Genomic DNA, 20,242 nt, shown 5'->3' with positions numbered 1-20,242 from the left:
GTGTCCGCTCGGCCGCGTTTCCGCTTGGCCTGTGCACGCCGTGGCGGGCGGGTCAACCACGTGCGAGAACCGTGTCGACCGCCGCCGACAGCGCGTCCGCCGACGCGGCAGCCGTGCTGCGCCAGGCCACGTGACCGTCCGGCCGCACCAGCACCGCGCCCAGTTCACCCACGCCGTAGGCCGAGGCCCACACGGGCGACACGACCTCGGTCGAACCGTCGGCCGACACCTCCACCGCCGTGACCGCCGCGCCGGTCCGGGCGGTGACCTCCTTCGCCGCCTGCGCCCAGCCGCTGCCTGCCGGGGTGAGCAGGACGAGACCCGCACCGAACAAGTCCAAAGTGGACAACGTCTCCGCGCCGCGGGTCAGCGGCACGTGCGGCGCGCGGTGACCCGGTCGCGCGGTGGGGACGTAGGTCCGGTAGGGGTCCTCGACCGCCGGGGCGTCGGTGCCGTCCGGCACGACGGCGGCCGAGTCGTAGTGGAAGCCGAGGACCAGTCCCTCGCAGCTGCGCCGGCCCGCCTGCTGCGCGATGGCCTCCTTCATGGACAGCTTGCCCTCCATCATCTGGAACGTGATGAAGGCGTTGGCCAGGCTCTCACCGACGGTGCGCTCGCCGATCGGGTGGCGCTCGGCGTCGTAGGTGTCGAGCAGGGCCTCGCCGGCCGGGCCCGCCAGCACCGCGGCCAGCTTCCACACCAGGTTGTGCGCGTCCTGGATGCCGCAGTTCATCCCGAACCCGCCCTGCGGCGTGGACACGTGCGCCGAGTCGCCCGCCAGGAACACCCGACCCGAGCGGAAGCTCGTCGCGGTCACCGCCTGTTGCAGCCACGGCATCACGCCGACCAGCTCGACGTCCAGGTCCGGCACGCCGACCGCCTCGCGCACCACCCGCACGCAGAACTCGGGCGTGAAATCGGCTTCGCTGCCGCCCTCGTCCGGGTCGTAGCCGGTCTGGATGATCCAGCGCCGCTGGTTGTCCACCGCCTCCACCGCGCAGGGGATCGCGCTGCGGATGAAGTACAGCGCGCACATCCGATCGGTCAGCAGCGGCACCAGGTCGGCGTCGAACATGATGCTGATCATGTGCCCGAGCGGTGGCGGGCCCTCGACTCCGATGCCGAGCCGGTCGCGCACGGTGCTGCGCCCGCCGTCGGCGGCGATGGCGTAACGGGCGCGGACGCCGGCGCGGCCGGACGCCGACTCGATCACCGCGTCCACACCGGACTCGTCCTGCTCCAGGGACGTGAGCGTGGTGGCGAACCTGACGTCCGCGCCGGGCAGGCTCTCGGCCAGGCCGCGCAGGACCACCTCGAACTTGTCCTGCGCGCAGATGTAGGTGTACGTGGGGCTGTGCGGCGCGTCCTCGGCGAGGGGAGCGACCTCGCGGTGGAAGTCGTCCGCGGTCAGCGAGGAGCCGACGCCGACGGCCAGGCTGTCCTCGCGCGGCAGGCCGACGCGCTCCACCTCCGCCGCCAGCCCCCACGACCGCACCAGCTCCATCGTGCGGGTGGACACCAGGCGTGCCTTGGGGAAGATCGACGTCCCGGCGTGCCGCTCCACCAGCAACGACGTCAGCCCGTGCCGGGAGCACTCGATCGACGCGGCGAGGCCGACCGGGCCACCACCCACGATCAGGACGTCGACCTCGAGATCAGCCATGGGCATGAGCCTGCGACACCGCCGCGGGGACGTCAAGGCGACGGATATCGAAGTGATAGAGCGCTGAAGTCGCAGGTCAGTAGCTTTGTGCCGAACGACGGCGTGCGCAGCGGGCAAGCCTTGGACAACGTGGGGAGGCACCATGTTCGCCGAAGGATCGGTCGCCGTGGTCACCGGCGGGTCGCGCGGGATCGGGCGGGCCGTCGTGGTCGACCTGGCGGCCCACGGCGTGCACGTCGTGATCAACTACTCGCGCTCGGAGGAACAGGCCAAGGAGCTGGTCGCGCAGGTCGAGCAGAACGGTGGCAGCGCGAGCGCGGTGCGGGCCGACGTGACCGACGAGGACGCGGTGCGCGAGCTGTTCCGCTCCGTGCGCTCCGAGCACGGCAGGCTCGACGTGCTGGTCACCAGCGCGGGCGTGACGCGGGACCGGCACCTGGTCGCGATGAGCAGCGCCACGTTCCGCGAGACGATGGACATCAACCTGCACGGCACGTTCCTGGCCTGCCGCGAGGCGATGCGCATCATGCAGCACCAGCGGCGCGGCGCGATCGTGACCCTCAGCTCCGCGAGCGGCCTGGACGGCGGCTTCCCCGGGCAGACGAACTACGTCGCGTCCAAGGGCGCGATCATCGCGTTCACCAAGGCGCTGTCCTACGAGGCCGCGCCGCACGGCGTGCGCGTCAACGTGGTGGCACCGGGGTTCGTCGAGACCGACATGACCAAGGTCATCCCCGCGAAGCTGCGCGACGGCTACTCCTCGCGCATCCGGCTCGGCCGCATGGGCCGACCCGAGGAGATCGCGAACCTGGTCACGTTCCTGGCCTCGGACAAGGCGTCCTACATCACCAGCGAGACGTTCGTCGCCAACGGCGGCGGGCTCGGCTGATCCCCGGGCCGGAACACCCCCGAGCCGGACCACCCAGCGGACGGAAGGACAAGCGTGAACCTCGACGAACTGCGCGCCACGGCGGCCGCCCGGCACGACACGTGCGCCCAGATCAAGAAGATGATCGTCTCGCGGCTCGACCTGCCGATCGAGCCCGCGTGGATCACCGACGACCAGCCGCTGTTCGGCCGCGGCCTGGAGTTGGACAGCCTCGACGTGCTGGAGCTGTACGTGGCGATCGAGGCCGAGTTCGGCGTCGCCCTCTACGACAGCGACATGTCGGTGTTCGGTTCGGTGTCGCGCCTGGCCGACCACGTGAACCCGGCCCTCGTCAAGCAGGCGCCGACCGGTTCGGCATGACGACCACCCGGGAGCCCGTGCGGGCGGGGACGTCGCTGAGCAACGACCAGCTCCGGGAGATCCTGCCGCACCGCTGGCCCTTCCTGCTGATCGACCGGGTCGAGAAGGTCGAGCCGGGTGTCGGCGCGGTCGGGATCAAGAACGTCGCGGCCACGGAGATGTGGTTCCAGGGGCACTTCCCGACCGCGGCCGTGCTCCCGGGCGTGATCGTCGTCGAGGCGATGGCCCAGCTGGCCGGCGTGGTGTTCGCCCTCGCCGGCGCGGGGCCGATCGGCTACCTCGCGGGCGTGCGGGCGATGCGGTTCCGCCGTCCCATCGTGCCGGGGGACCAGCTCGTCCTCACCGCCGACCGCACGGCGGGAGGCCGCGGCTTCAGCGAGTTCAAGGTGAGCGCCAGGGTCGACGGCCAGGTCGCCGCCGAGGGCACCATCACCATCGCGGACCCGGCAGCCACCAGCCCTACCGGAAAGGTTTGACACGACAATGGAATCCCTGACGTCGCCGGTGAAGGCCGCGCACCCCGACGGCGCCGTGTACGGCACCGTCCTGGACGCCGAGGTCGCGCTGCGGTTCAGCACGCTCGACGCCGAGTACGAGGCGATCCGGGAGCGGGCCGCCCTGCTGGACCTGTCCGGCGAGCGGATCATCGAGCTGTCCGGCAGCGGCGCCACCGACTTCGCGCAGAAGGTGCTGGCGCGCGACGTGGAGTACCTGACCGCCGAGCGCTGCATGACGAGCCTGGTGCTCGCCGAGGACGGCACCGTCGTGGACCAGGTCGTGGTGTGGGGCCGGGAGGACGGCCTGCTGCTGGAGTCCTCCACCGGCGCGGGCACCCGGCTGCTGGAGCACCTGCGCGCGCACGCCGAGCCCGGCGTGGAGATCACCGACCGCACCGCCGAGCACGCGCTCTTCGGCCTGGAGGGCCCGTACGCGTGGGGCGTGGTCGGCCGGCTGATCGACGGTGAGCTGGCCGCGCTGCCGTTCGAGTCCGTCGTGGACAGCCAGTGGGACGGCGTGGACATCCTCTTCGCCCGCACCGGCGTGACGGGCGAGTACGGCTACAAGGTGCTGGTGCCGCGTGAGTCGGCCGAGCGCCTGTGGGCCAAGGCCCTGGAGCAGGCCGTGCCCGCCGGCCAGGAGGCCGTGGAGCTGGCGATGCTGGAAGTGCGGCAGCCGGTCGTGCGCCACGAGGCGGGCGAGGGCGTCGACGTGCTGGAGATGGGCGCGAGCTGGCTCGTGGACATCACCAAGGACGAGTTCGTCGGACGTGACGCCGTGGTGGCCGCCTTCGAGGGCACGGCCGAGCGCCGCACGGTCGGTTTCTCCGGCGGCACCGAGGTGCCCGAGCCGGGCACGCCGGTCACCGTGGGCGGGGAGAAGATCGGCGAGGTCGTGCACGCCGTGCACAGCGTCGGGCTGAAGTCCGCCCTCGGCCTGCTGCGGCTGCCGCCGGACCTGGCCGCCGCCGGGCTCAAGGTCACCGTCGGCGACACCGAGGTCACCACGCTGACCAGCCCGTACGTCACGCCCAAGAGCTGGAGCACCCCGATCATCTGATCTGGTCACCCGGGCGGTCGCCCGGGGTCGCGAGGAGGAGCAAGCATGGCGCTGCGGCCAGTGGTCATCACCGGGGTCGGGGTGATCTGCGCGGTCGGTCGGGACCCGGAGGAGTTCTGGGCGCGGCTCACCGCGGGCGGGGGCGGCATCACCGCCGTGGACGACGAGCGGTTCGCCGCGTTCGAGGCCAGGTTCGCGGGCCAGGTGCCCGACGAGTGGATCGACGCGCAACTGCCGGCCGACGACACGGGGCTGGACCGCACGGCCCGGCTCGCCCTCGTCGCGGCCCGGCAGGCGGTCGCCCAGGCCGGGCTGGGCACGACCACGCCCTCGGACCTGCCCGCCGAGCGGTTCGGGCTGGTCCTCGGCAAGTGCCAGGCCACTCCGACCGCGGCCGGCGGCTACCAGCCCATGCACGCCACCGGTGACGTCGTCGCCCACAAGCTGGGCCTGGCCGGCCCGCGCATCCTGGTCTCGACCGCGTGCGCGGCGGGCGGCAACGCGGTCGGCCTGGCCAAGGACAAGATCCTCACCGGTGACGCGGACGTGGTGCTCGCCGGCGGCGTCGACCCCCTGCTGTTCGGCACCTACGCGGGGTTCGCGGGCCTCCAGGCCCTCAGTCCCCAGCCGTGCGGCCCCTACAGCCGCTCGGACGGCCTGAACCTGGGCGAGGGCGCCGCGTTCCTGGTCGTGGAGGCGCTGGACCACGCGCTGGCCCGGGGTGCGGAGCCGCTGGCCGAGGTCGCGGGCTACGGCCTGTCCGCCGACGCCTACCACGCCACCGCGCCGGACCCGACCGGTCGCGGCGGTGCCACGGCCATGCGCCGGGCGCTGGCCGACGCCGGCCTGGACGCCGACGCCGTGGACTACGTCAACGGGCACGGCACCGGCACGCCCGCCAACGACGCCATGGAGAAGAAGGTCATGCGCGCCGTGTTCGGCGAGCGGGCGCCGCAGGTGCCGACCAGCAGCATCAAGAGCTTCATCGGGCACACGCTGGGCGCGGCGGGCGCGGTCGAGGCGGTGGCCAGCGTGCTGGCCCTGCGCACCGCGACCGCACCGCCGACCATCGGGTTCACCGAAGAGGCGATCGCGCAGTCCACCCTGGACTTCGTGCCGAACACCGCCCGCGCGCTGGACATGGACGTCGTGGTGTCCAACAACTACGCGTTCGGCGGCAACAACGCCTCGCTCGTCCTGCGCCGCCCCGGCGGACCGCGCGAGTACGACGAGCTGCCCGCCACCGAGGTCGTCCTCACCGGCCTCGGGCCGGTCACCGGCCTGGGCACCGGCATCGCCGAGGTCGCCGAGGCGGTCGCCAACGGCCGCACCGCGGTCGGCGCGGAGCCGTCCCTGGAGGGCCGCACGTTCGCGCCGCGCTCGCTGTGGCGGCACATGAACAACCTGTCCCGCATGGCGATCGCCGCCTCCCGGCTCGCCTGGGAGGACGCCGGGCTGAAGCTGCCCCGCGCCGCCCTGGACAACGTGGGCGTCATCTTCGCCACCGCGGCGGGCTCGGTGGAGAGCACCGACGGGTTCGACGAGAGCGTGCTGGCGAACCCGAACAAGCCCGCCGTGCTCAGCTTCTCCAACGTGGTGCTCAACGCCACCGGCGGCGCGGTCTGCCAGACCTTGGGCCTGCGCGGCCCGACCACCACCATCTGCAACGGCAACGCGTCGGCGTCCATCGCGCTGGACTGCGCGGTGGAGACCATCCGCGCGGGCAAGGCGGACGTGGTGATCGTGGTCGCCGCCGACGAGGCGTCGAGGTCCGGCGACGGCACGCAGGTGAACCCCTACGACCGGGACTCGGGCGAGGCGTCCGCGTCCGCGTCGGTGGCACTGGTCGTCGAGTCCGCCGCGCACGCCGCCGCCCGGGGCGCGACCCCGTACGCGCGGGTGCTGGGCAGCGCCCACGCGGGCGCGGGAGCAGGCGACGAGCGGTCCCTGGTGGATCGCGCCATCGCCGCGCTGCCCACCGAGGGCGTGGACCTGGTGGTCGGTGCGGCCACCGGCGGCGCGACCGACGAGGCGGAGGCGGGCGCGGTGCTCGACGCCGTCCCGTCCGCCCGGCTCACCGCCACCGCGGGCCTGACCGGTGACGCGGGCGCGGCCACCGGCGCGCTGAACCTGGCGCTGGCCGCGCTCGCCCTGCGCGACGGCGTCGCACCGGCCATCGCGGGGCTGAGCAGCCCTCGTGCCGGCGCGGTCGAGTCCTACGTCACCAAGCCGGAGCTGCCGACCGCACCGGCCAAGGCCCTCGTGCTCAGCGCCGCGCCCGGCTCGGTGCGCGGCGGAACCCTGCTGGGTGCGGTATGACCGACGGGCCCTTCGACGTGCTGGAGACCGACCGGCTGCTCACCACCACCCGGTCGGTGCGCCGCCGGCTCGACCTCGACCGGCCCGTGCCGCGCGAGGTGATCGAGGAGGCGCTGGAGGTCGCCGTCCAGGCGCCGACCGCGAACGACCAGCAGAACTGGCGCTGGGTCGTGATCACCGAGCAGGCGGTGAAGGACCGGTTCGCGGAGCTGTTCGACATCTCCTGGCAGTTCCACCAGAAAGAGGTGTGGACGCGGTCCGGGCGCCGGCGCAACAACCCGCAGGCCAGGAAGAACAACGCCTCCGCCGCCACGCTGGCCGAGACCATCGCCAGGGTGCCCGCGCTGGTGATCCCGTGCGTGCTCGGCCGGCCGCCGGACATCGGCGCGATCGACGCCGAGTGGCTCGGCGCGACCGGCACCCGCAATCTCGGCACCTGGCAGGAGGGCGTGCGGATCGGGGCCATGCGGGCCAGCAACTTCTACGGCTCGATCTTCCCCGCCGTCTGGTCGTTCCAGCTGGCCCTGCGCAGCCGCGGCCTCGGCAGCACGATCACGTGCATGCACCTGCCGTTCGAGCGGCAGGTCGGCGAGCTGCTCGGCATCCCCGCCGGTGTCACCCAGATCTGCCTGGTGCCGGTCGCCTACACGATCGGCACCGATTTCCGCCCCGCCAAGCGGGTTTCGGCCAAGGAGCGCACGTCCTGGGAGAGGTGGCAGGCATGACCGTCGAGCACACCGGGATCGACGTCGTCGTGGTGGGCGGCGGCATCGCGGGCGCGTCCGCCGCGGCCAACCTCGCGCTCAACGGCCTGTCCGTGGTGCTGCTGGAGAAGCAGGAGACCTACCAGGACATCGTGCGCGGTGAGTGGATCGCGCCGTGGGGCCTGCGCGAGGCGCAGAGGTTGGGCGTGGAGGACGCGTTCGGCTTCGGCGGCGCGTGGGAGATCCGCGAGTGGACGCAGTGGGACGAGACGGTCGACCCGGCCGAGGCGGAGACCGTGGACATGACGCGGTTCGTGCCCGGTGTCGGCGGCCCCATGTCGTTCCCGCACCACGAGGTCTGCGCCTTGATGGCCGAGCAGGCCGAGGACAACGGCGCGACGGTGGTCATGGGCGCGCAGCGGGTGCGGGTCACCGCCGGGACCAGCCCGGAGGTCCGCTGGACGCAGGCCGGGCAGGAGCACCTGTCCAAGCCGCGCCTGGTCATCGGCGCCACCGGCCGCGGCTGCACGGTCGGCCGCCAGGTCGGCGTGTCCATGGCGACCTCGGTGCACCACTGGGGCGGCGGGCTGCGGGTCACCGGCCTGGACGACTGGCCGATGGACGTGCAGGCGATGGGCACCGAGGACGAGAAGATGTTCATGGTGTTCCCGCAGGGCGACGGCAACGCCCGGCTCTACATCAACTTCCCGACCGCCAACCGGAAGCTCTACCAGGGCCCGGAGGGCGAGAAGCGGTTCATCGCGGACTTCGAGCTGGCGTCCCTGCCCGACCGCGGCAAGGCCGTGTACGGCGCGGCGAAGGCGATCGGGCCGCTCAAGCTGTGGCCGTCGGTGGCGATGTTCCCCGAGCAGCCGATCGTCCAGGACGGCGTGGTGCTCGTCGGGGACGAGGCGGGCAACGCCGACACCGTGCTCGGCACCGGCCTGTCGTGCAGCCTGCGCGACACCCGGGCCGTGTGCGAGGTGCTGACCGGCGGCGACGACTGGTCGCCCGCCGCCTTCGAGGGGTACCTGGCCGAGCGGAAGTTCCGGATGGACCGGCTGCACTTCGGCGCGGGCATCATCGCCAAGCTGCACTGCGAGTTCGGGCCCGCCGCCGCCGAGCGCCGCCGCCGGGCGCGCGAGTTGATGGCCGAGAACTTCGCCGCGTCGGTGACCGGCCTGCTCAACATGGTCCCGCCGGAGGACGTGCCGGAGTTCGGGTTCAGCGAGTTCTTCGCCGAGAGGCTGTTCAGGGAGAGGGCATGAGCGTCAAGGACACCCTGCTGACCGGGTCGGCGCACGTCAACGGCGTCGACATCGCCTACGTGGACAAGGGCGAGGGCGACCCGGTCGTGCTGCTGCACGGCTTCCCCGACTCGCACTACCTGTGGCGGCACCAGATCGACCCCCTGGTGGAGGCGGGCTTCCGCGTCATCGCGCCCGACCTGCGCGGTTTCGGCGAGTCGGGCAAGCCGCAGGAGGTCGAAGCCTACGACATGCGCACGATCGTCAACGACGTCGTCGCCCTGACGCAGCACCTCGGCATCCCCAAGGCGCACATCGTCGGGCACGACTGGGGCGCCGCCATCGCGTGGATGTACGCGTTCCTGATGCCGCGCCGCGTCGACCACCTCGCCGTGCTGTCGGTCGGCCACCCCGGCGTGTTCAGCACGCCGTCGATCGAGCAGCGCAAGGCCAGCTGGTACATGCTCTTCTACCAGTTCCCGGGTGTGAGCGAGCAGTTGCTGCGGCGCAACGGGTGGCGGCTGTTCAAGGAGATCATGGGCGGCGAGGGCGACCACCAGCGCTACCCGCGCGAGCTGGCCAAGCCGGGCGCGCTCACCGCGGCGCTGAACTGGTACCGCGCCAACCGCTCGCCCGAGGCCGAGCTGCGCGTGGAGGGCAACTTCCCGCCCGTGCTCGCGCCCACCCTCGGCATCTGGTCCACCGGTGACAAGGCGCTGCTCGAAGAGGGCATGACGGGTTCGGCGAAGTTCGTCAAGGGCTCGTGGCGCTACGAGCGCGTCGAGGACGCCAGCCACTGGATCCCGCTGGACCAGCCGGAGATCGTCACCAAGCTGCTGCTGGGCTTCCTGGGCACCGAGAAGGCGGCGGCGGTGCCCACCCGGCGGCGCCGGCTCTAGTCGGTGCCCGGCTCGTCGGCAAGGCAGCGCAGGAGACTGGAGGTTCGCAGGTGATCGGCTTCGTGTTCCCCGGTCAAGGCACGGTCCGGATCGGCATGGGCGGCTGGCTGCGCCGCGACCCGGCGGGCGCGGCGGTGCTCGCGCGCGCCGACGAGCTGCTGCCCTCGCCGGTGTCGGAGCTGTGCGCCCGCGGGCCGTTGGACAAGCTCGTCGACACCCTGCACGCGCAGCCCGCCGTGACCGCGTGCAACCTCGCCGCGCTCGCGGTCCTGGGTGAACGCGGCGTGGAGCCGGACATCGTCGCCGGGCACAGCGTCGGCGAGATCAGCGCGCTGTGCGCGGCGGGCGTGCTGGACGTCGACACCGCGCTGCGCCTGGTCGCCGACCGCGCCCGGCTGATGGCCGACCTGCCCGACACCGGTGGCATGACCGCCGTGCTGGGGTTGACGCCGCAGCGGGTGGAGGAGCTGGCCGACCAGGCCGCCCGGCCGGGCGAGCCGCTGGTCGTCGGCCTGGAGAACGCGCCGGACCACACCGTGGTCTCCGGCGCGACCGGAGCCGTCGACCGGCTCGTCGCGCTGGCCACAGCCGCCGGCGCCCGCAAGGTGGTGGCGTTGAAAGTGAGCAACGCGTTCCACTCGCCGCTGATGGCGGGGGCGCTGGACGGCTGGGCCCAGGCGGTGCGCGCGACACCGATGCGCCCGCCACGCGTCCCGGTGGTGCCGAACGCGACCGCGGAGCCCACCACGGACCTCCCGACCATCGTGGACGCGCTGATCGCGCAGCTCACCGCGCGGGTGCGGTGGACCGAGACGATGCGCGTGCTCGCCGACGCCGAGACCCTGGTCGAGGTCGGCGACAGCAAGGTGCTCGCCGGGCTGCTGCGCGGCGTCGACGCGCGGTGCGTCAGCATGGCCGACCCGGCCGCCGTGCGGAGGTTGCGCCGCCCGGAGCCCGCGGCATGACCACGTGGGGCAGTGCCGCGGTCTCCTTCGGCGGACTGACCGCACCGTGGCAGCTGGTCGAGCCGATGCCGCTGGAGGTCGTGTTCACCCGCCCGGAACGGCTGCGGTCCGGCGCCGGGCGCACCCTCCAGCACTGGGCGGGCAGGCTCGCGGCCAAGTACGCCGTGCTGCGCCTGCTGGACGAACCCGTGACCGCGGAGCACCTGGGCGCGGTGGAGGTGCTGCCCGTGCCGGCGCCCCTGTGCGACCGCACGGCGGCCTGCCTGCACGGCCACCCGCCGGGCGTGCGCCTGATCGGCGTGCTGGACGGCCGGGAGGCGGCGGGCACCCGCATCCGGGTCTCCGTCAGCCACACCGCCGACCTGGCGTTCGCGGTGGCACTGACCTCGGCCCGGCTGCCCGAGGACCACGACCTGGAAGCGGTGACCGCATGGACTTGATCGAGACCGCCGCGCGGTGGACCGCGGCCTGGCGCGCCCGCGACGCCGCCGCCATCGCGGACGCGGTGGCGGAGTTCGCCGACCCGGACACCCCGGAGCCGGTGTCGGGCGCCGGCCTCGTCGCGCACGTCGAGGCCGTGCTGACCCGGTTCCCGGACCTGGTGCTCGACTTCGCGCCGGCCGCCGACGCGGGCGACACCGCCGTGCTCACCTGGACCCTGGCCGCCACGCACCGCGCCCACTACCTGGGGATACCGGGAACGGGCGGTGCGGCGGCGGTGGTCGGCGCGGACGTGCTGACCGTCGTGGACGGCGCGGTGCGGGTGCGCCGCCACTTCGACCGGGTCGCGCTGGCCTCGTCGCTGGGCCACACGGCACGCTTCCTCCTCGACCACGACGAGGTGCAGGAGTACGGCATCAGCGCGCGCACCACGATGGGCCGGACCGACTACCCGCAGGTGCTCGCGTTCACCTACCTGGACTTCCGCGACGAAGTCGAGGGTGCGGACGTCGACCTGCTCAGCACCGAGGTGGTCAAGTCGCTGCGCGCCTCCAAGGGCTTCCTCGGTGTGGGCACGTTCGAGATCGGCAACCGCAAGTACACGATCAGCGCCTTCGACCGCCCGGAGTCGGTCCGCGCCGTGCACGCGCGGCCGCACCAGCGGTCCCTGCGGAAGTTCTTCCGCGGCGGCCTGTGCACCGGGGCCTACACCAGCGTGTGGGTGCTGGAGCGGGAGAGCCTGCACCTGCGCTGCCCCGACTGCGAGGAGGTGGTCGACGCGAGCGAGGGCAGGACCTGCGCGTGCGGCACCACCCCGACCCCCGACCCCCTGTTCTGATGACGCCAGGAGTTGCCCGATGACGGTCTTCACCGCCGACCACCGGCCCGCGGCGGGCGGGCGACCGCTGGTGGCCTTCATGTCCGCCCTGTTCGCGGGCGGCTGGATCTGGGACCACCCGTTCGCCGCCCTCTCCGACGCCGGCTGGCCGGTGCTGCGCACCGAGGAGCCCATCTGCGGCGTGGACGCGAAGGTGGCGGGTTCCATCGAACGCCTCGGTGACGCCCTGATGGAGGCCGTGGACGCGGCCGGCGCGCAAGAGGTCGTGGTCTGCGCGAACTCGCTGGGCGGCCTGGTCGCCATCGACCTCGCGGGCCGCTTCCCCGACCGGGTGAAGGCGATCGTGGTCAGCGGCGCGCCCGGCCTGACCGCCGACCCCGACGTGGGCCTGAACATGGACCGGCGCGGCGACGTGCGGTTGCAGGGCGAGCAGTTCCGCGACCGCATGCTGGCCGCCCTCTTCCACGGTGAACCGCTGTTCACCGACGAGCAGGTGGAGTCGACCGCGCAGCTGCTGCGCCAGGGCTCGGCGATGGTGGCGATGGCCCGCAGCATCCGCGCCACCAGGACCTACAAGGTCGACCCGGCGATGGACAAGGTCGCGTGCCGGTCGCTGTACATCTGGGGCCGCCACGACCGCATGACGCCGATCGAGCCGTGGCTCGACCTGGTGCCGCGGCACGCGAACACCGAGTTCGTCACCGTCGAGGACTGCGGGCACATCCCGATGATCGAGCGCGGCGAGGTCTACACCGCCGAGCTGCTGCGGTTCCTCGACGGGGTCACCGGGTGACCGCGCCGCTGATGCTGTTCGGGGTGGACGTGGTGGACGTCGCCCGGGTCACCCGCGCCATGTCCTACAGCGGGCCCGCCTACACCCGGCACGTCACCTCACCCGCCGAGCGCGACCTGCACCCCGACCCCGGCCTCGCCACCGCGGCCACCGTGGCGGTGAAGGAGTGCCTGGTGAAGGCGATCGGCGGCCGGCCGCCCGGGTTCTCCTGGCACGACTTCGAAGCGCGTGGCGAGGCGCCGCTGCCCGGTGCGGAGTGGGCCGACCCGCTGCTGGCCGCCGCCGTGCCCGAGGTGGAGGCGGCCACCCGGGTGTCGATGACCGAGCGGTGCGCCTACACCGTGTTCGGCGCCAGCGGTTCGGCCGCCTTGGCGCGGCTCACCGAGCGCTCCGCGGACCCCGGGGACGGCGTGGCCGTCGTCGGCATGGCCCGCTGGGGCTTCCGCGGTGACCTGATCGTCGCCCTTGCCATACTGACCACCACATCGAGAGGAGCGCTGCGATGCCCGTGACCGAGGCCGCGGCCGAAGTACGCATTCAACCGGGGGACTCCGTCCAGGAAGCGCTCGACACCTGCGCGCCCGGCGCGGTGCTGCGCCTGGCCGAGGGCACCTACGAGGGCAGCTTGGTGATCGGCCGCCCGGATGTGGCGCTCGTCGGCGCGGGCGCGGGCCGCACGGTCATCGTGCCCGGCGCCGTCGCGCCCAGTGCCGTGCCGGCACTGCACGACGCGCCCGCCGACGTGGTCAGCGGCATCACCGTGCACGACGTGTCCGGTGTGACCGTCGAGGGTTTGACCGTGCGCGGCTTCTCCGGCGCGGGCGTCTACGCGCACACCGCCACCGACCTGCGGCTCGTCGACGTCGAGTCGGTCGGCAACGCGGTGTGGGGCCTGTACGTGCGCGAGTCGGCCAAGGTGGAGGTGCTGCGCTGCCGCGCCGAGGGCAGCCAGTACGGCGGCATCGCGCTGGCGTTCTGCCCTGCCGCCGACGCGCTGATCGCCGACTGCGAGAGCACCGCCAACGCCTTCGGCGTGTTCGTCGACAACTCCAGCCGCGCCCGGGTCGTGCGCAACCGCAGCCACGGCAACGCGGCGGGTGTGCTGCTGCTGCACCAGACGTACGAGGGCGAGCTGCCCGGCGGCGTCGCCGACGTGCTCGTCGCGGACAACGACATCACCGGCAACACCCTGGCCTCCGGTGGCGACGAGCCCGGCGTGCTGGGTTTCGCCGGCCCGCCGATCTCCGGCGTCGGCATCGCCGCCATCGGCGTCCAGCGGGTCTCGATCGTCGGCAACCGGCTGCACCGCAACGAACCCGGCGGCCCGTCGGTCATGGGCGCCGCGCTGGTGCTGGCGTCGTCGGCGGACTGGGGCGGCTCCGACTCGGTCGACAACTCCATCGAGTGGAACACCATCACCGGCAACAGCCCGTTCGACGTGCAGATCGGCACCGACCCGGGCAACCAGCGCTTCCGGAACAACGTGGTGGGTGCTTCCCAGCCGGAGCGGATCGAAGGGTGCGGACCCTGATCGAGAGGATGACATGACGCCTGCGCTGGTGTGCGAGGGCCTGGTCAAGCGGTACGGCGACAAGACCGTGGTCGACCGGGTCGGCTTCCACATCGAGGAGGGGGAGGCGTACGGGTTGCTCGGCCCCAACGGAGCCGGCAAGACCACGACCATCTCCATGCTCGTCGGGCTGCTGCGCCCGGACGACGGCTCGGTGCGGGTCGGCGGCATCGACGTCGACGAGGACCCGGTGGCCGCCAAGCGGCTGATCGGGTACGTGCCGCAGGAGATCGCGCTGTACCCGGAGCTGACCGCCCGGGAGAACCTGCGCTACTTCGGCCGGCTCTACGGCCTGCCGCGGCGTGAGCTGACCTCGCGCATCGGCGAGGTGCTCGACCTGGTCGGCCTGACCGGTCGCGGCGACGACAAGGTGGACACCTACTCCGGCGGCATGAAGCGGCGCACCAACATCGCCGTGGCCCTGCTGCACCGGCCGCGCCTGCTCATCCTCGACGAGCCGACGGTCGGCGTGGACCCGCAGAGCCGCGTCGCCATCCTGGACCGGGTCGAGGCGCTGGTCGGCGACGGCATGAGCCTGCTCTACACCTCCCACTACATGGAGGAGGTGGAGCGGGTGTGCACGCGGGTCGGGATCATCGACCGGGGTCGCGTGGTCGCCGACGGGACCAAGCGCGAGCTGGTCGCCGAACTGGGCGGCACCGACCGGGTGGAGCTGACGCTGGACGGCGACGTCACCGCGGCGGCCGAGAAGCTGCGGGTCGTGGAGGGCGTGTCCGAGGCGGTGGTCACCGGGTCGTCGTCGATCCGGTTGCTCGTCGCCGGCGGGCGGCACCTGCTGCCCGCGCTGCTGGCCGCCGTCGGCGACGCGGGCGCGGTGACCGGTGTCGAGGTCGTCGAGCCCGACCTGGAGGCGGCGTTCCTGCACCTCACCGGCAGCACCCTGCGCGACTGACGCGGACCGAGCTAGGGACGGGCGAGAACCTTGGGGAAGAGCACCATGCGTGCCCTGCTGGTCGTGGGCGGCCACGAGTTGCGGTCGCGGCTGCGGGACGGCACCGCGCCGCTGATCGCGCTCGTCGCACCGATCATGCTCGCGACCCTGTTCGGGCTGGCGCTGGGCGGCGACGACGACCCGCCGCTCAAGGCGACCATCGGCGTGGTCGACCTCGACGGTGGCGAGTTCCCGGCCAGCGTGCAGCGCGAAGCGCTGAACACCGACGAGCTGAAGGGCGTGCTGACCTTCCGCCAGTACCCGGACGAGGCCGCGGCGCGCAGCGCGGTCGACGGCGGCGAGGCGGGTGCGGCCCTGGTGTTCCCCGCCGGGTTCAGCGAGGGCGTCGGCGCGGGCCGCGGCGGGCAGGTGTCGGTCGTGGAATCGCCCGAGTCGCCGCTGGCGGGTGTGGTGGCGCGCAGCATGGTCGACCGGATCTCGGCCCTGGTCGAGGCCAGGACGCTGGCCGTGCGCGCGTCGCTGGAGGCGGGCGTGCCCGCCGACCGGGTGCAGCTGTTCGTCGAGGAGAACGGCGCGGCGGGGCCCGCGCTGTCGCTGGTCGGCGACCCGGTCGCGGGCGGGCGGGTGGACCTCGCCGTGCACTACGGCGCGGGCATGGCGGTGATGTTCGCGTTCTTCGTCGTCGGCACCACGGCCCGCAGCCTGCTCAGCGAGCGGCAGAACGGCACGCTCGACCGGATGCGCGCCGCGCCGGTGCCGCTGTGGACGGCGCTGGTGGGCAAGAGCGCCGTCGGGTTCGGGCTGGCGCTGGTCAGCATGTGCGCGACCTGGCTGTCGTCGGTGCTGATCTTCGGTGCGAGCTGGGGCGACCCGCTCGGGGTGTTCCCGCTGCTGCTGGCGCACGTGTTCGCGGCGACCGCGATCGTGATGCTGGTGGCGAGCCGCGCGAAGACCGACGCGCAGGCCGACGGCTACACCCTCGGCGTGGCGTTCGTGTTCGCGTTCCTGGGCGGCAGCATCGTCCCCGTCTACAACCTGCCCGAATGGCTGCGCGGCGTCTCGCTGATCACGCCCAACGGCTGGGTGTCGGCGGGCCTGTCGGAGCTGGCGGGCACCGGCGCCGGGCCGTCCGCCGTGCTCGGGCCGATCGCCGTGGTCACCGGCATCGGCGTCGTCGCCGGCGCGCTGGCGCTGCTCGGCTTCCGCAAGGGGAGGTTCGCGTGAGGTCCCGCCCCGTCACCGCGCTGGTGCTGGCCAACCTGAAGCGCCAGCTTCGCGACAAGGTCGGCATGTTCTTCATCGTCGTCATGCCGTTCGTGACGATCGTGTTCGTCGGCATGGCCCTGGGTGGCGACGCGGCGGACGCGAAGCTGCCGGTGGCCGTGGTCGCCGACACCTCCGACCCGGTGTCGGCGGCCGTGGTCGCCGAGCTGGAGTCCGACGCGGCGCTGGAGGTGCGGCGCGCGGAGTCCGAGGAGGAGGTCCGCGACGGCGTCCGCCGGGGTGAGCTGGCCGCGGGACTGATCGTGACACCGGGTGACACCGACCTCGAACTGGTCATGACCCAGACCAGCGGTAGCGGCATGGCCGCGCGCAGCGAGGTCGACGTGGCGATCGGCAGGGTGGCGGCCGTGCTGGAGGCGACCCGCGCGGCGCGGGCGGCGGGCGCGTCACCGGAGCAGGCCGACGAGTACGTGCGCAAGGCGAAGGAGCAGGCGGTGGCGGTCACCGTCGCCTCGACGGGCGGTGAGGAGCCGGCCAAGCCGACCGGCTTCGCCTACACCGCGCCCGCGAACCTGCTGCTGTTCACGTTCGTCAACTCGATGGCCGTCGCCGCCGCGCTGGTCGAGAGCCGCCGCATCGGCATGGTCCGCCGCTCCCTGGCCGCACCGGTGCGGCGGAGCCGGGTGCTGCTGGGCGAGGCGTTGAGCCGGTTCGCGGTGGCGCTCGCGCAGTCGTTGCTGATCATCGTGGTGAGCCGGTTCCTGTTCGACGTGCGGTGGGGCGACCCGCTGGGCGTCGGGGTGGTCGTCGCGCTGTTCTGCCTGATCGCCACGGGCGCCGCGATGCTGGTCGGCGCCCTCGTGCGCTCGCCGCAGCAGGCACCCGCCATCGGTCCTCCGGTGGGCATCGTCCTGGGCATGCTGGGAGGCTGCCTGTGGCCGCGCGAGGTGGCGGGCGAGGCACTGGGCACGATCGGCTACCTGTTCCCGCACTCGTGGGCGATGGACGCCCTGCTCGCCCTGTCCCGCCCGTCGGCCGGGCTGGGGTCGGTGCTGGTCGAGGTCGCGGTGCTGGCGGGCATGGCGGTGGTCGTGCTCGGCGTCGCGCTGGTCGTGTTCGAACGACGAGCGCTGGCGACGGTCTAGACGTGCGGTCGACGCCGTCGTGGGAGCGCGCCCGCCTGTCGGGTGTGGGAAGTCGGCCGCAGGGCCTGACCTGCGGTTAGGCGGCTACGTGCTCGTCCTCGTGCGTGTTAAAAGTCGATCATGCCGCCCGTAGTGTGGTCGCGTCCTGCGGGGCAGGCGACGTCAGCCTCGTTGAGGGTGTGTGCGATGACGTAGACGGCGTCGGGAGATCACGGCGAGTCGCACGTTCGAGTTGAGCGTGGTGAGGCCGCCACGAGGTGACCGGCTGCGTCGACGTGGAGTCGAACCGGTTCGATCGTCGCCGCTACCGGTGGCGGGCCCCCGTGCTCGATCGCAGGGAGATGACCGGCCGCAGGAGCGCGTTGCGGTGCGGGGCTCCAGGGTTCGCGATGCGTTCCACCAGCAGGTCGACGGCGAGCCGGGCCATCTCCTCGGTGGGCACGTCGGCGGCGGTCAGCGGTGGGTCGAAGGCTTCGGCCAGGCGGCTGGCGATGACGCCGGTGATGGAGAAGTCGCCCGGCACGTCGAGGTTCGCCTGTCGCAGGGCCCGCTGGAGGCCGGGCAGCGCGGCTTCGTTGATCGTCACCGCTGCGGTCACCTCGGGCCACCGGCGGCGGATGTCCTCGAAGCAGGCGAGGCCCGCCGAGGGTTCGTCGGCGCAGCACACGGTGTGCGCGGTCAGTCCGCGCTGCTCGGCGGCGGTGAGGAAGCCGGCCGAGGAGCGCAGGGCGGGTCCGTATCCGGCGGCGACCAGCTCGTCGGACCGGTTGATCAGCACGACGTCGCGGTGGCCGAGGTCGGCGAGGTGGTGCACGCAGCGGGTGATCAGCTCCGCGTAGTCGACGTCGACCCACGACGACGTGCCCGGGTGCTCGACGTGGCCGATGGTGACGAACGGCAGCGCCTCCTGCTCCAGGCGGGCCACGCGCGGGTCGTCGAGGAGGATTTCCATCAGGATCACGCCGTCGACCCGGCGGCCGGTGACGATGCGCTCGAACGACCGGTCGTGGTCGCCGCCGCTGGGGGAGAGCAGCACGTCGAGGTCGTGCGTGGCCGCTGCCTCCACGACGCTGGCCACGAAGCCCAGTTGCACGTCGGTCAGCCGCTTGCCGGCGGGTGGTATGACCAGGCTCAACGTGCGGGTTCGTCCCTCGGCCAGCGCCCGCGCGCTGGCGTTGGGCCGGAAGCCCAGCTCGGCGATCACGTCGTTGATGCGCCGCGCCGTCGCCACGGACACCGGCCGCTTACCGCTCAGCGCGTAGGACACGGTACTGCGGGACACGCCGGCCCGCTTCGCGATCTCACCGATGTTCATGAGCTTCCGATCTAACCGATTCGACAGGCTCTCGATCCTATGACACCGAGGTATTGCAATGCTGATCGCCCTCCGGCTACTTTGGCGCTACCCACGAGGTCGAACCGGTTCGACAGGGTTTGGCGGTCGTTGGCTCAGCAGCCTGGAAGGACCCTCCGCGATGAAGCGCTCCCCGTTCAGCCGACGCGTGACCGTCGCCCTGGTGGCGGCGGGACTGTCCCTGGCCGCGTGTTCCTCGGGCGGGGACACGGGTGGTGACAGCCCTGCCTCGTTCGCGGTGTGGGACCCGTACCCGCAGTTCGACGGGACCTCGGACTGGGCGAAGGTGATCGAGAAGTGCGGGGCGGAGGCCGGCGTGGGGGTCCTGCGCCAGGCGTACGACACTTCCGACCTGACCAACAAGGTGCTGCTCGCCGCGCAGCAGGGCACCGCGCCCAACGTGCTGGTCGTGGACAACCCGGTGGTCTCCACGCTCGCCGAAGGCGGGGTGCTGAAGGCCAACGAGGACACCGGCCTGGACGCGTCTCAGGTCTCGCCCAACCTGGTGGCGGCCGGTGAGGCGGGTGGCAAGACGTACGGTGTGCCGATCGGGGCGAACACGCTGGCGCTGTACTACAACAAGGCGGTGCTGGCGCAGGTCGGCGTGGACCCGACCGCGCTGAAGGACTGGGCGTCGCTGGACGCGGCGATGGCCAAGGTCGCCGGTGCGGGCAAGAAGGGCATCACGTTCTCCGCCATCGGCACCGAGGAGGGTTCGTTCCAGTTCCTGCCGTGGTTCTGGGGCGCGGGCGCGCAGCTGACCGACCTGTCCTCGGCGCAGGCCGTGGCGGCGGTGGAGCTGTGGAAGTCCTGGCTGGACAAGGGGTATGCGCCGAACTCGGTCGTGGGCAACACGCAGACCACCAGTTGGCAGGAGTTCGCCACCGGCGAGTACGCGTTCGCCGAGAACGGCACCTGGCAGCTCGGCAACGCCGCGAAGCTGGGCTTCGAGTACGGCGTCATCCCGATCCCGTCCCGTGACGGCGGCGTCGCGCCCGCGCCGACCGGCGGCGAGTTCGTCACCGTGCCGGTGCAGGGCTCGGCGGACCGCGAGGCGACCGCGGCGAAGATCGCCAACTGCCTGACCGGCGCGGACACCGTGCTGGCCACCGACACGGCGCTGACCTACGTCTCCGCGATCGAATCGGTGCGGCAGCAGCAGGTCGCCGCGAAGCCGGAGTTGACGGTGTGGGTCGATGCGGTGCAGGCCGCGAAGGGTCGCACCGGTGATGGTCTGGGTACCCGCTACCCGCGGATCTCGCAGCCGCTGTGGACCGCGGTGCAGGCGGTGCTGACCGGGTCGAAGCCGGCCGCCGACGCCCTGAAGGACGCCCAGGCCGCCGCGGCGTCGGCGAAGTAGC

20 protein-coding genes are annotated in these 20,242 nt (G+C 72.8%); 18 read left to right on the top strand and 2 right to left on the bottom strand.

Annotated elements, in window-relative coordinates; genetic code table 11:
- Positions 1 to 52: 52 nt before the first annotated feature.
- Positions 53 to 1,663, bottom strand: coding sequence for an FAD-dependent monooxygenase (locus tag ACIQMJ_RS19695; protein WP_499762410.1), 1,611 nt, complete (start codon positions 1,661 to 1,663; stop codon positions 53 to 55).
- 142 nt (positions 1,664 to 1,805) lie between these two features.
- Here ACIQMJ_RS19695 and fabG point away from each other — a divergent pair, with 142 nt between their 5' ends.
- The 17 genes from fabG to ACIQMJ_RS19610 are packed head-to-tail and all read left to right on the top strand — an operon-like array spanning position 1,806 to position 17,527.
- Complete coding sequence (fabG, locus tag ACIQMJ_RS19690) at positions 1,806 to 2,552, top strand: 3-oxoacyl-ACP reductase FabG (protein ID WP_499762409.1); 747 nt, start codon at positions 1,806 to 1,808, stop codon at positions 2,550 to 2,552.
- Between the two features lie 54 nt (positions 2,553 to 2,606).
- Positions 2,607 to 2,912 (top strand): acyl carrier protein, encoded by a 306-nt coding sequence (locus ACIQMJ_RS19685; RefSeq protein WP_499762408.1) that lies wholly within the window; start codon positions 2,607 to 2,609, stop codon positions 2,910 to 2,912.
- On the top strand, positions 2,909 to 3,388 hold the full coding sequence (gene fabZ / locus ACIQMJ_RS19680) for a 3-hydroxyacyl-ACP dehydratase FabZ (protein ID WP_499762407.1): 480 nt from the start codon (positions 2,909 to 2,911) through the stop codon (positions 3,386 to 3,388). The genes ACIQMJ_RS19685 and fabZ overlap by 4 nt, the downstream gene beginning before the upstream one ends.
- 7 nt (positions 3,389 to 3,395) lie before the next feature.
- Positions 3,396 to 4,469, top strand: coding sequence for an aminomethyl transferase family protein (locus ACIQMJ_RS19675; protein WP_499762406.1), 1,074 nt, complete (start codon positions 3,396 to 3,398; stop codon positions 4,467 to 4,469).
- A 45-nt stretch (positions 4,470 to 4,514) separates the two neighbouring features.
- Positions 4,515 to 6,788, top strand: coding sequence for a beta-ketoacyl synthase N-terminal-like domain-containing protein (locus ACIQMJ_RS19670; RefSeq protein WP_499762405.1), 2,274 nt, complete (start codon positions 4,515 to 4,517; stop codon positions 6,786 to 6,788).
- On the top strand, positions 6,785 to 7,513 hold the full coding sequence (locus ACIQMJ_RS19665; protein ID WP_499762404.1) for a nitroreductase family protein: 729 nt from the start codon (positions 6,785 to 6,787) through the stop codon (positions 7,511 to 7,513). Before ACIQMJ_RS19670 ends, ACIQMJ_RS19665 begins: the two co-directional genes overlap by 4 nt.
- Complete coding sequence (locus ACIQMJ_RS19660; RefSeq protein WP_499762403.1) at positions 7,510 to 8,760, top strand: FAD-dependent oxidoreductase; 1,251 nt, start codon at positions 7,510 to 7,512, stop codon at positions 8,758 to 8,760. The genes ACIQMJ_RS19665 and ACIQMJ_RS19660 overlap by 4 nt, the downstream gene beginning before the upstream one ends.
- Positions 8,757 to 9,638 (top strand): alpha/beta fold hydrolase, encoded by an 882-nt coding sequence (locus ACIQMJ_RS19655; protein WP_141977617.1) that lies wholly within the window; start codon positions 8,757 to 8,759, stop codon positions 9,636 to 9,638. The genes ACIQMJ_RS19660 and ACIQMJ_RS19655 overlap by 4 nt, the downstream gene beginning before the upstream one ends.
- Before the next feature lie 50 nt (positions 9,639 to 9,688).
- Positions 9,689 to 10,603 (top strand): ACP S-malonyltransferase, encoded by a 915-nt coding sequence (locus ACIQMJ_RS19650; protein WP_499762402.1) that lies wholly within the window; start codon positions 9,689 to 9,691, stop codon positions 10,601 to 10,603.
- The gene (locus ACIQMJ_RS19645; protein WP_141977613.1) at positions 10,600 to 11,043 is read left to right on the top strand and encodes a holo-ACP synthase; all 444 of its coding nucleotides are present in this window, start codon (positions 10,600 to 10,602) and stop codon (positions 11,041 to 11,043) included. Before ACIQMJ_RS19650 ends, ACIQMJ_RS19645 begins: the two co-directional genes overlap by 4 nt.
- Positions 11,034 to 11,882, top strand: coding sequence for an ester cyclase (locus tag ACIQMJ_RS19640; protein WP_499762401.1), 849 nt, complete (start codon positions 11,034 to 11,036; stop codon positions 11,880 to 11,882). Before ACIQMJ_RS19645 ends, ACIQMJ_RS19640 begins: the two co-directional genes overlap by 10 nt.
- A 19-nt stretch (positions 11,883 to 11,901) precedes the next feature.
- A complete protein-coding gene (locus ACIQMJ_RS19635) occupies positions 11,902 to 12,675 on the top strand; it encodes an alpha/beta fold hydrolase (protein WP_499762400.1) in 774 nt (257 codons plus the stop codon).
- Positions 12,672 to 13,187 (top strand): holo-ACP synthase, encoded by a 516-nt coding sequence (locus tag ACIQMJ_RS19630; RefSeq protein WP_246107757.1) that lies wholly within the window; start codon positions 12,672 to 12,674, stop codon positions 13,185 to 13,187. The genes ACIQMJ_RS19635 and ACIQMJ_RS19630 overlap by 4 nt, the downstream gene beginning before the upstream one ends.
- Positions 13,178 to 14,206, top strand: a complete 1,029-nt coding sequence (locus tag ACIQMJ_RS19625) for a right-handed parallel beta-helix repeat-containing protein (protein WP_499762399.1) — start codon at positions 13,178 to 13,180, stop codon at positions 14,204 to 14,206. Before ACIQMJ_RS19630 ends, ACIQMJ_RS19625 begins: the two co-directional genes overlap by 10 nt.
- 13 nt (positions 14,207 to 14,219) lie before the next feature.
- On the top strand, positions 14,220 to 15,158 hold the full coding sequence (locus ACIQMJ_RS19620; RefSeq protein ID WP_499762398.1) for an ABC transporter ATP-binding protein: 939 nt from the start codon (positions 14,220 to 14,222) through the stop codon (positions 15,156 to 15,158).
- A 45-nt stretch (positions 15,159 to 15,203) separates the two neighbouring features.
- Positions 15,204 to 16,382: an ABC transporter permease gene (locus ACIQMJ_RS19615; protein ID WP_499762397.1), complete on the top strand. Its 1,179-nt coding sequence runs from the start codon at positions 15,204 to 15,206 to the stop codon at positions 16,380 to 16,382.
- Positions 16,379 to 17,527 carry an ABC transporter permease gene (locus ACIQMJ_RS19610; protein ID WP_499762396.1) on the top strand — a complete coding sequence of 383 codons (1,149 nt, stop codon included), beginning with the start codon at positions 16,379 to 16,381 and terminating at the stop codon, positions 17,525 to 17,527. Before ACIQMJ_RS19615 ends, ACIQMJ_RS19610 begins: the two co-directional genes overlap by 4 nt.
- 304 nt (positions 17,528 to 17,831) lie before the next feature.
- Here the strand turns inward: ACIQMJ_RS19610 and ACIQMJ_RS19605 are convergent, their stop codons facing one another.
- Complete coding sequence (locus tag ACIQMJ_RS19605) at positions 17,832 to 18,842, bottom strand: LacI family DNA-binding transcriptional regulator (RefSeq protein WP_499762395.1); 1,011 nt, start codon at positions 18,840 to 18,842, stop codon at positions 17,832 to 17,834.
- A 160-nt stretch (positions 18,843 to 19,002) separates the two neighbouring features.
- Between ACIQMJ_RS19605 and ACIQMJ_RS19600 the strand changes: the two genes are divergently transcribed.
- The gene (locus ACIQMJ_RS19600) at positions 19,003 to 20,241 is read left to right on the top strand and encodes a sugar ABC transporter substrate-binding protein (protein ID WP_499762394.1); all 1,239 of its coding nucleotides are present in this window, start codon (positions 19,003 to 19,005) and stop codon (positions 20,239 to 20,241) included.
- Position 20,242 lies beyond the last annotated feature (1 nt).

The sequence above is a fragment of the Actinosynnema sp. NPDC091369 genome (genome assembly GCF_044757065.1).
GTDB lineage: Bacteria > Actinomycetota > Actinomycetes > Mycobacteriales > Pseudonocardiaceae > Actinosynnema.
The sequence above is the reverse complement of the archived record's forward strand: the minus strand, read 5'-3'. Positions and strand labels throughout refer to the sequence as shown.